We start from the raw sequence: 11,075 nt of genomic DNA, 5'->3' as shown, positions 1-11,075 counted from the left end.
CTGGCGTTACCACAACCGATATCCTTCCATCCGGCTACACTTACGTATCCAACGATCTCGGTGCATCATATGTTCCAGTTACAGGTATATGGACTATTGGTAATCTGGCTAACGGCGCTACCGCTTCGCTTAACATCACCGCAACCGTTCTAGCAACTGGGTCATACGCCAACACTGCAACTGTGACCAGCACTACCATGGATCCTACACCGGGCAACAACACCGATATCAACACTCCGGTGCCAAACCATATACCAATAGCGTTTGACGATTCTCAGACAACTTTCATTGAAACTCCAGTTACCATTCCAGTGCTTGGAAACGACACAGGTCTTGAAGATGGAGGTCTTGCGGTTACCATAACGGTAAACCCAACCAACGGAACTTTCGTTGTTAACGGCGATAACACAGTTACCTATACACCGAACGCAGGATTTACCGGAACCGACACCTTTATATACCAAGTGTGCGATGCCGACGGCGACTGTGCAACGGCTACCGTGACCATCACCGTTAATCCAACAGCGATCAATCACCTTCCTGTAGCTGTAAACGATACTACATCGACCAAGCAAGATACTCCTGTTACCATTCCTGTGCTTGGAAACGACTCCGGTCTTGAAGATGGTGGATTGATGGTTACCATAACGGTAAACCCAACCAACGGAACTTTCGTTGTTAACGGCGACAATACCGTTACCTATACACCAAACGCTGGCTTCACTGGAATTGATATCTTCACATACCAAGTTTGCGATGCCAATGGTGACTGCACTACTGCAACTGTAACCATCACGGTGATAGGAACAGTAATTGTCCCTGAAGGCTTCTCCCCCAACGGAGATGGAGTTAACGATAATTTCGTAATACCTGGCCTCGATAATTTCGACAAGCTATCCGTAGAAATCTTCAACCGATGGGGTAATGTAGTTTATAAGGAGGAACACTACAAGAACGATTGGGATGGAAAAGCCAACGTTGGTTTCACCATTGGCAGCGATCTCCCGGTGGGAACCTACTTCTTCCTTGTAACCATTCACGATAATGGGAAGAAAATAACCGGTTATGTTTACATCACTCGATAATCTGATAAAATGGAAAAAAAGTTAACTATGAGAACTTATATAAAACATATACTGGTTGGTTTATCGGGATTTCTCCTCACTTCAAACTTGGCATTTTCCCAACAGGAGCCACAGTACACTCAATACATGTTCAATACCGTGTCGGTAAACCCAGCCTATGCTGGAACCACCAATGCCCTCAACTTTGTAGCCCTATCCCGCATGCAATGGGTGGGGCTCAAGGGGGCTCCTGTAACCCATACTTTTTCAATGCATACGCCTATCAACGGAAAGAAGGCTGGGGTTGGACTTTCGGTAATTTCTGATAAAATTGGCCCGGTTAATAACTTTTACCTAAGCGCCAGCTACTCCTACCGTGTTCCCCTTAATGAAAAAGTAACTCTCTCATTGGGATTAAAGGGAGGTATATATAACTACTATGTTGGGTTGAACCGCTTGAGCATTATCGAAAACAATGATGTGGCCTTTAACCAAAATGAAACCAAAAAGTTTCACCCAAACCTAGGCCTTGGTGCCTACTTCTACGCTGATAGATGGTATGCCGGGTTAGCAATTCCCACTCTAATCCAATCGGATTTGAACAAGGATAACGTCAACACCAATAAGGTGAGCGAGCTGAAGCGCCACTACTTTCTGATGGCAGGTTACGTATTTCCCATCAATTCGGATTGGGATTTTAAGCCCTCCTTTATCGAGAAAGTAGTTACCGGCTCGCCGCTTTCAACCGACCTAACCGCCCAATTCCTCTACCGTAAGGCATACTGGATGGGTGCAACCTACCGAATTGGTGATGCTCTTGCATTCCTTTTCGAAGCTCAGGTTTCTGAACAAATTACCATTGGTTACTCCTACGACATAACCACCTCGAAACTAGCCGGGCACAACAGAGGAAGCCATGAGATTCTCCTCAGTTACTCCTTTGAAAAACTTACTGCTAAGAAAATTAAGTCGCCTAGATATTTTTAATTCGCTGAAGGACTTAATGCCTATACAACTATGCTAAACCTAAAAAAAACGCTTGTGAAACGGTTTCGATACCTATACATATTGCTCGCACTTTTAATGATGACACCTTCTGTCTCAAGTGCGCAGGTAAAGGCAACGCTGGACACGGCCCTTTTCAAAGTAAAGGCGCGCAAAGCCACCTCCCTCTTTGAAAAAACGGCTTACGCCAAGGCTATTCAGCTCTACGAGGAACTCTCCACGGCTGGTTACCTCCCCGATTCGCTCCAACGCAACTTGGGCATTGCCTACTACAAGATAGTAGACATGGGAAAGGCAGAGCCCATTTTTAAGAAGCTTGTGGCAACGCCATCAGCAACGGCTCCGGATTACTACTACTACTCCAAAATTTTGAAGTTCAACGGCAAATATGATGAGGCTGATGTTTGGCTTGATAAATACCTTGCCTTAAATGCAACCGATCAGAGTGCCCAAAACCAGAAAGCCTCGGCCCCCTACATTAAGCAGCTGCTCGAGAAGGAGCGCTACCTGATCGCAGAGGTTCCCTTCAACTCTATAAACTCCGACTTTGGGGCAGTACCTTACGGCGACCAACTTATCTTTGCTTCGGCTCGCCCCAACCAAGATCTCATCAAGTATGAGGACTCATGGAAGCAAACCCCTTACTTTGCCCTCTACACCGTACCTCAAAACGCAGATACAACTTTGCCCACGCACTTCATGTGGAAGTTGAGCACTATTTACCACGATGGACCAGTTTGCCTCAATCAGGAGCAGACCGAGATGTTTGTAACCCGCAACAACTACCGATACCTCTTGCCCCGCAAGGATAAGGAAGGGGTGAACAACCTGAAAATCCACTACACCAAGCGTAGCACCGATGGATCGTGGGGTACGCTCGTGGAACTGCCCTTCAACAGCGACAGCTACTCCTGCGGCCATGCAGCCCTTTCCCCCGACGGCAAAACGCTCTACTTCTCCTCCAATATGCCGGGTGGATATGGGGTCACAGATATTTACGCCATCACCCGCAGCGACTCGGGCTGGTCGGCTCCGCACAACCTAGGTTCAGACATCAACACTGAAGGCGATGAGATGTTCCCGTTCGTGGGGGCCAACGGCCTGCTCTACTTCTCCTCCAACGGACATAAGGGTATTGGTGGCCTCGACGTGTTCGTGGCGCGACTTGGCAAGAATGGCCACTACACCGTGAAGAATATGGGCTATCCCCTCAACGGCAACGCCGATGACTTCAGCTTCTACCTTCGCCCCGATGAGAAAACCGGCTACTTCGCCTCCAACCGTCAGGGAGGAAAGGGCGACGATGATATTTACGCCTTCACCATTACCGATGCCATATCTTTTGCCCTTGAACTTCAGGGCACCACTGCCGATATCGATACTAAGGATTGGTTGACACAAGCAACCGTAACGCTAAAAGCAAACAACCCTTCCGAGGCTGAAAAGGTGGAAACTGGCGATAACCACAGCTTCCGCTTTGAGTTAGAACCGGAGATGACCTACACGATTACTGCTGCACGCCAAGGGTATACACCTGTTTCTATTCCTGTGAACCCCAGTACCATGCCGATCGTTTCCGGGGTCATTTCCGTCCCAATGGAACTCAGAAAGGTAGACGAGTGGGGCGTTTACGGAAACGTATACTTGAAACCTTCCATGGAAATTGTGCCTGAGGTTAAGGTTCGAATTGAAAAAATGGATAAAACCGTAATTGGCGACATCACCACCGAGGGTGAAATAGGATTTAGGCAGAGATTAGAGCCGGAAACGAACTACGTGCTCGTTTTCGAAAAGAAAGGATTCCTCACCAAGCGTGTTGATTACTCTACAAAAGGTCGTAGACCGAGCTATATAAACATTAACGAGATTGTGGAAATAGCAATTGAAAAGGTGGAACTCAACAAGACCATTGAAATCCCAAACATTTACTACGACCTTGGCAAGTGGAATATCCGCCCCGATGCTGCCATTGAGCTCGACAAGGTGGTGCAATTTCTTACCGACAACCCCGACATTAAGGTGGAGTTGGCCTCCCATACCGATTCCCGCGGTAGCTCTCAGGCCAACCAAACCCTATCCCAGAAGCGGGCAGTTTCTGCAGTAGAGTATATTGTGAAGAAAGGTGGAATCAGCGCCGACCGCATTACAGCGAAAGGATATGGTGAGTCCAAACTCAAGAACCAGTGCGCCGATGGTGTGAAGTGCTCTGAACTCGAACACCAGCAAAACCGTAGAACCGATATTCGAATCGTGAGTTTCTAATCGTTCCATACGATTAAAAAGCGCCACCAAATTTTGGTGGCGCTTATATTTAAACGGGTTGGTTGTTTTCTATCTGCATGTTAACAGTAGTAAAGAAACTCACTTAATCGAACAGCCAGAAACGCAATAGCCCAGCAATTCCTCTCCTCCGAGGAACTCCAAAATCGATTTGTCGCCATCTGCCTTACACTAATTGTTGTTATATCTGCTAGCCTTTAGTTCTGCACCAACAGTCCAACACAGCCATATCGGAGCGGCTTCCAACAAGGATGTTTATTTGAAGCAAAAATTGGGGCTTCTATTCGTAAAAAACCTTACTTTGCAGAGTAATAAAGGCAATTGCAATGAACTACTGTAAAGACCTCTTCGCCTACCAACGCAGAAAATCTGCTGAAGTAGCTATTGGAAATACTCCGCTGGGCGGAACCAACCCCATCCGTATTCAATCCATGACGACTACAAACACCCTCGACACTGAGGCTACGGTGGAACAGTGCATCCGCATTTTTGAAGCGGGCGGAGACTACGTTCGCATTACTGCACAAGGGGTTCAGGAGGCCGAAAATCTTGCCAACATAAGAAAATCACTCTCCGAAGAAGGCTTTACCTTTCCGCTGGTTGCCGATATTCACTTCAACCCCAAGGCAGCCGAGGTGGCTGCCCTTCATGTAGAGAAGGTGCGCATAAACCCCGGTAACTTTGCTGAGCGCCGCCCCGAGGGCGAAATCTATACTGAGGCCGAGCTAGAAGAATGCCATCAACGAGTTGAAGCTGCGGTAAAATCTTTCATAGCTATTTGCAAAACAAACAATACCGCTGTCCGCATTGGGGTAAACCACGGCTCCCTCTCCGAGCGCATGGTAAGCCGCTTTGGCGACACACCCGAGGGAATGGTGGAGTCGGCTCTCGAGTTTTTACGAATATTTAAAGCGGAAGACTTCCATAACCTAGCCATCTCCATGAAGAGCAGCAACACCCGTGTGATGGTGCAGTCGGTGCGGCTCCTCGTTTCCCGTATGCAGGAGGAGGGTATGCACTACCCAATACACCTTGGCGTAACCGAAGCGGGCAATAGCCGCGAGGGTCGCATAAAGTCGGCCGTGGGGATTGGCGCGCTTTTGGCCGATGGTATTGGCGATACCATTCGCGTATCGCTCACCGAAGAGCCTGAATTTGAGATTCCAGTTGCCCGTAAGCTCGTATCCCACTTCAAAAAACGTGTTTCCCCAGCCAACCTGATTATTCCAAACATTAACCCCATAAACCCATACTCCTATTCCCGCATCACCTCCAGCGATTTTGGCTGGATTGGAGGCCACACCCCTCCCGTGGTTATGGCCGACCTCACTGGCGCAGAAAACCCCGAGGCCACCATGCTCGATCTTCTCGAGATTATGGGCACCGCTCCAATGCCCGATCTTTTCATTTGCAACGAAAGCGTATCGACCGAAATTTCGCCAGCCTCAAGAATCGTTGTTGCCGCCGAAAAGGCAACCAGCTACGACCTTCCACTTTTCGGAATTGCCAACTATAGCACTTACCGTAATGGAGTTGCCCTAATTGAGGTAAACCATTCCGAACTCAACCTCGATTTTATAAAAAATCTGAAGGAACAGCGCACATGGGTATTGGTGCTGAACGCAACCTCGACAAATCCGGTTGCCGAGTTCCGGTCGATGGTATTCCGCCTGCGCGAGGCCAATTGCCTCAACCCCGTTATTCTTAAGAATACCTACACAAACGACGATATTGAAACCGTTCAGCTGCAAGCTGCGGCGGATTTTGGCACTCTGCTGCTCGATGGCATCGGTGACGGTATCTTCCTCAACGCTCCCAATATCCCCATTGAAGAGTCCATTACCACCGCCTTCGATATTCTACAAGCAGCACGCGTGCGCACCACCAAAACCGAATACATCTCGTGCCCCGGCTGTGGACGAACGCTATACAACCTTCAGCAAACCGCCGGCCTTATTAAGGCTCGCACCTGTCATCTAAAAGGTTTGAAAATTGGGATAATGGGATGTATTGTTAATGGTCCCGGCGAAATGGCCGATGCCGACTACGGTTATGTGGGGGCTGGTCCCGGAAAAATCAACCTCTATAAACAGAAGGAGTTGGTTAAGAAGAATATTCCCCAGACCGATGCTCTCGAGGAGCTTATCTCTCTCATTAAAGAAAACGGCGATTGGAAGGACCAATAAAAATGAACCATACTACTCAAAAAGCATTTCAAGATTTCTACCCCGAAGAGTATAGTCACTGCTACGGCTGCGGAAAGAGCAACCCGAACGGCCACCAGCTCAAAAGTTATTGGGACGGCGACGAAACCGTTGCCCATTTTACACCAAAAAGTTACCACACCGGAGGTTACCCGGATAACGTCTACGGCGGTATAATTGCCTCGCTCTTCGATTGTCACGGAACGGCAAGTGCCGCAGCAGCTGCTTTTAGGGACGAAGTTCGTGGAATGGATACCCTACCGGCTATCCGCTTTATAACCGCCTCGCTCAAGGTAGATTACCTAAAACCTACGCCCCATGGGGTAGAACTCGAAGTACGCGGCCACATTGTGGAGGTTAAGCCGCGCAAAGTTACCGTGGAGATGACCCTTTCGGCCAACGGCGAGGTATGCGCTAAAGGCCACATGATTGCTGTAAGGCTGCGCGAATAAACAACACCCAATAGGGAAATAATTTCGACCTTCAATAGTAACCTCGCAACCAAAAATTTATCTCCTTCTCAAACCAAAATATAAGAGAGGAGTGGTAAAATCCACTTTAATGCAACTCCCAAAAGATGCAACTAATATTGCTCCAGTTAAATTTTCGAGGCTTATTTTCCTTCCATTTCAATAATCTTAAAATTGAAATCCAACAAGAACAACGCCTAGGCATCAGTTACATTGAAGAAAAGATTGAAAAAACACTCTATTTCATTTTTTCCATTAAATTTACAGTATTCTTGCCTGTTGATGAAGCACATCTATTCTCTCGAATATTGTCATTAAACATAAAACAGGCGAATAAACACACATTGCTTGCAATGTGTTGAATATAATAATGCTAGGTTGATAAACGCTTAATCACTTAAAAAAATAATATGAGAATTAAAACTTTACTCTTTATCGCTTTTTCGATCTCTTATGTCTTTGCAAATGGGCAGAACAAGATTGAAAAACAAATTACAAACGACATTTACAATGATTATCAACTCAGCGTTTCGGGCAATAAAATGATTTGGTATCAGGATAGCCTCGAGTACACAAACTTGATGTACTGGGATGGATCAAAAAAAATAAAGTTAGTTGACAAGCAAGATTTAAAAGCAGACAAATCGCCAGCTAAAATTTCGGGCAACTACATTACATGGGCTCAAAAAGTTAATGGAAACTACGAGATTATGCTCTACGATGGCCAAACCATTAAACAAATTACCAGCAATGATTACGATGATATCCGTCCCGATTTATACGAAAACAGAATTGTATGGCAATCTTACAATGCTGTAACAAACAAAAGCAATGTGCTTTACTATAATGGAACAACATCCATTCAAATAAATTCTGATACGCTGCAAGCCTACTATCCCTGTATCTCAAAAAACAAGATTGCATTTACAGCGGGAAGCACGAATGGATATGGCATTTTCCTTTATGAAAATGGAAGCGCAAAACTTATTTCAAATTATTCGAACGATTTTTCTACTGGGACTAAAGGCGAGCCAATGGTGTCGGATAATATCGTGGCTTGGGGTGGTCAAACAAATGAACAAAAGTGGACAATTTTTTATCATGACAACACCACACATCAAGTTGATGCAGCCTATAGCTCTGTAGATGTTAGGGATGTTTATCTAAATAACATCTTGTTTGAGGGGGAAAACGCAGATAAAAGCTATAATGCCTTTCTATACGATGGAGCCATCACCCAAATAACTACAGACGGAGAATCTGGCCCCAACTCTATGTACGGGGATTCCATCTACTATGAAACATCAGGAAATATTTTTCTTTACACCAAAGCCGGTGGAAGTAAGGCAATAACGCAGAGTGGCAATGACTACCACTCTTGTTACAAAGGGGGAGTGCTTGCTTGGACAAGAGATATTAATGATAAAGATGACATTTTTATTTTGGTAGATGCCCAAGATATAACGGCTCCCATACTCTCGGCTGCATCCGTTGATGGAATTACAGCAACAAATGCCGTGGCACACATAACCGCCAACGAAGCAGGAACAGCTTACTATGCCGTGCAACTAGCTTCAATAACAGCACCTACCGCGGCGGCGATTAAAGATGGAACAGGCTTTTTAGCAGCAGGGAATGCCCCGGTAACTGCAACCGTTGAAAAAAGTATAAACATTGCAGGACTATCATTCTCATCGTCATACTCGTTTTACACCATAGTTGTGGATGGAGCAAGCAACACATCGGAGATAAAAAAAGTGGAATTCACCACCATCACGAGTTCTATCTCCAGCACAGCAGGGGAAGAAATTCTGACCATATGGCCAAATCCCGCACATGGCATCGTTCAAATCAATGTAAAAGTATCGGCTCAATACAAAATATTCAACATGCTCGGTATCGTGGTTAAGAGTGGATACCTAGACGAACATCAATCTACCCTCGATATTAGCAACCTAGCAAAAGGCAACTACTTTATTCGTACAATTCAAAAAGGAACAACCATAACTAAGAAGTTAATGATAGAATAAGCATTTTATCACAGAACAAAAAACCCTGGCAAAAATGTCGGGGTTTTTTGTTACCATAAGTTCTATTACTGATCAATAGATCTTACCCTACTCGATAAATCCAGCAAAAGAAGTTCCAATATAGAGAACTGCATATGAAACTAAATCATCTCCCAACCAAAACACTCAACCAGAAATTGTCGTTTTTTCTTGACTTGAATTCTCTTTTTTCCGATATTGCTTCCAATTGTTGCTACAAAAACCAAGAGCTATGTTCAACGATGACGACGATTTCGATGACGACGATGACGACGAAGACGACAATGACCTCTTTGAAAGTGATCTTGATCGATGGATCAGTAACTTTGAACACGAGTTGCCAAAAGAGTTTGTATCCCATCCCGATGCACACCAAATCGAACTCGATATCTTTTACCAAAACTATAATTCCCTAATTACACCGCTCACCAAGGCTATTGAAAGGCTGCTGCCTAGGCACTACCCTCTATTTGAGGATGAACTGCGGCCGAAAGTTATTGAGCGCATAAACAAAATCGCTAAAGACACCGCTTCAACTACCCTAATTGGCCTTTTTAGGCTGGTTTACGATCAACGGAGCGGTGTAAAAATCCGCGAAAAGTATACAGACTTCGAAACACTTAAAGAGTGGTATGCCCGTTCTCCTCAGCCCCAGTTTATTGGAAATGAATACCGTTCCGCAGCACCAAAACTCACCGACCAAGAGTGGGCCGAGCGAGTAATAGAGGTAAACGAGAGCATACAGGAGGAATTTGACGAAGAAAATGAACCCCGAGTTGAGTTTATCGATGCACTTCAGAGCGTTTTGCTACCAAACTACCGTGAAATTGAAAACCTTAACTCTGACGAGCTGTTTGCGTATGCAATTATTCTAAGCCAGGGATATTCTGATTACTGCAACGATGCTTGGCTTATCGATTGTTTCATTGAATTCAAACTACCTATAAGCGATCTCGACCTTCCCGAATATGATTTAGAAAAGAAAATTGTTGCTATAAAGGCTAAGCGATTGGAGGAAAAAAACAGTCGTCTAGCCGAAGAAACACAGGCTAATTGCGAAGAGTAACCCCCAATTAAATTGTTCACCGTCGTTTAACTTAATATTTCAACAATGAAAGAGGAAGACTACGACTACAATCTATGCTACGAAGATTGGCTACACTACTACAGAAACGCCCTTCCCTCCGAATTAGTTTCGGCTCAAGAAAGTCACTATCAAGAGCTTTACTATCTCTATCGCGTATTTACCAACGTGCTGCGCCAATTTCAGCCCGCAGCTTACCAGCTTATGCTAACCCAGTTTCCTCGCTTTAAGGAGGAAACACGACCGCTGGTTATTGATCGGCTCCAGAATATTATTAACAAAACTGGCCAAACTTTTTTGCTACAGCTCTTCTTGCTGATTTATGAGCAACGAGCCGGCGTAAATGTTCATGAAAAATATCCCGACTTTGAGAAATATCAAACAACTTTCAACCAAAATAAAAAGCGAGATACCATGGTTGAAAACCTTCGAAAAGCATACCCCCCATGTACGGATGAGGAGTGGTTTGTTTTTCGCGACGAGCTAAATGTAACGTTAGACGAGCACTCTCAATGGAAAAAGACTAGAGAACTTGCCTACACGAACCTGTTACAAGATATCGTTCTTAGCCAATTTTCGCTGATAGACGAAATAAACCCCGACGAGTGGATTATTTATGCCTTATGGCTACTAGAAGATTATGGTGACTACTACTATGAATGCGATTTCATGTGCTCTTTCTTCGATAGCAAGCTACCAGAGGAAGATATAAAGCTAAACCGCGTGGTGCTCCACGATAAAATAATGGCTCTAATAAAGGAGAGAGATAATCACAATAGTAGACCTATTGATAAATAAACTTAACAATCGCATTCACTAGTAGTGGGATCCTCCGCTTTTTATGGAATGTGACCGAACCCCCATAAAAAAACTCCGACCATCTTTCGACGATCGGAGTTCTTACTAATTTATGATAGCCA

8 protein-coding genes are annotated in these 11,075 nt (G+C 45.1%); all 8 read left to right on the top strand.

What is annotated here, in order from left to right:
* Positions 1 to 1,085: Ig-like domain-containing protein (locus BLS65_RS08885; RefSeq protein ID WP_092438082.1), on the top strand; the 1,085-nt coding region annotated here is incomplete at its 5' end.
* A gap of 27 nt (positions 1,086 to 1,112) precedes the next feature.
* Positions 1,113 to 2,051 carry a PorP/SprF family type IX secretion system membrane protein gene (locus tag BLS65_RS08880; RefSeq protein ID WP_170830052.1) on the top strand — a complete coding sequence of 313 codons (939 nt, stop codon included), beginning with the start codon at positions 1,113 to 1,115 and terminating at the stop codon, positions 2,049 to 2,051.
* 30 nt (positions 2,052 to 2,081) lie between these two features.
* Positions 2,082 to 4,331, top strand: a complete 2,250-nt coding sequence (locus BLS65_RS08875) for an OmpA family protein (protein ID WP_092438078.1) — start codon at positions 2,082 to 2,084, stop codon at positions 4,329 to 4,331.
* A gap of 344 nt (positions 4,332 to 4,675) precedes the next feature.
* Entirely contained in the window at positions 4,676 to 6,535 is a 1,860-nt protein-coding gene (gene ispG / locus BLS65_RS08870) for a (E)-4-hydroxy-3-methylbut-2-enyl-diphosphate synthase (protein WP_092438076.1), read from the top strand.
* Positions 6,536 to 6,537: 2 nt separating this feature from the next.
* Positions 6,538 to 7,005: a PaaI family thioesterase gene (locus BLS65_RS08865; RefSeq protein ID WP_092438074.1), complete on the top strand. Its 468-nt coding sequence runs from the start codon at positions 6,538 to 6,540 to the stop codon at positions 7,003 to 7,005.
* Positions 7,006 to 7,433: 428 nt separating this feature from the next.
* On the top strand, positions 7,434 to 9,053 hold the full coding sequence (locus BLS65_RS08855; RefSeq protein WP_092438070.1) for a T9SS type A sorting domain-containing protein: 1,620 nt from the start codon (positions 7,434 to 7,436) through the stop codon (positions 9,051 to 9,053).
* Positions 9,054 to 9,303: 250 nt separating this feature from the next.
* Positions 9,304 to 10,137, top strand: a complete 834-nt coding sequence (locus BLS65_RS08850; protein ID WP_092438068.1) for a hypothetical protein — start codon at positions 9,304 to 9,306, stop codon at positions 10,135 to 10,137.
* Positions 10,138 to 10,182: 45 nt separating this feature from the next.
* Positions 10,183 to 10,953: a hypothetical protein gene (locus BLS65_RS08845; protein WP_092438066.1), complete on the top strand. Its 771-nt coding sequence runs from the start codon at positions 10,183 to 10,185 to the stop codon at positions 10,951 to 10,953.
* Positions 10,954 to 11,075 lie beyond the last annotated feature (122 nt).

It is taken from the genome of Williamwhitmania taraxaci (assembly GCF_900096565.1).
Classification (GTDB): Bacteria; Bacteroidota; Bacteroidia; order Bacteroidales; family Williamwhitmaniaceae; genus Williamwhitmania; species Williamwhitmania taraxaci.
Note: the sequence above shows the minus strand (reverse complement) of the source record. Positions and strands in the feature narration are given on the sequence as shown.

Coding starts and splice junctions, on each gene's coding strand:
- BLS65_RS08880 (WP_170830052.1), top strand. CDS start 1,113: ATGAGAACTTATATAAAACATATACTGGTTGGTTTATCGGGATTTCTC.
- BLS65_RS08875 (WP_092438078.1), top strand. CDS start 2,082: ATGCTAAACCTAAAAAAAACGCTTGTGAAACGGTTTCGATACCTATAC.
- ispG (WP_092438076.1), top strand. CDS start 4,676: ATGAACTACTGTAAAGACCTCTTCGCCTACCAACGCAGAAAATCTGCT.
- BLS65_RS08865 (WP_092438074.1), top strand. CDS start 6,538: ATGAACCATACTACTCAAAAAGCATTTCAAGATTTCTACCCCGAAGAG.
- BLS65_RS08855 (WP_092438070.1), top strand. CDS start 7,434: ATGAGAATTAAAACTTTACTCTTTATCGCTTTTTCGATCTCTTATGTC.
- BLS65_RS08850 (WP_092438068.1), top strand. CDS start 9,304: ATGTTCAACGATGACGACGATTTCGATGACGACGATGACGACGAAGAC.
- BLS65_RS08845 (WP_092438066.1), top strand. CDS start 10,183: ATGAAAGAGGAAGACTACGACTACAATCTATGCTACGAAGATTGGCTA.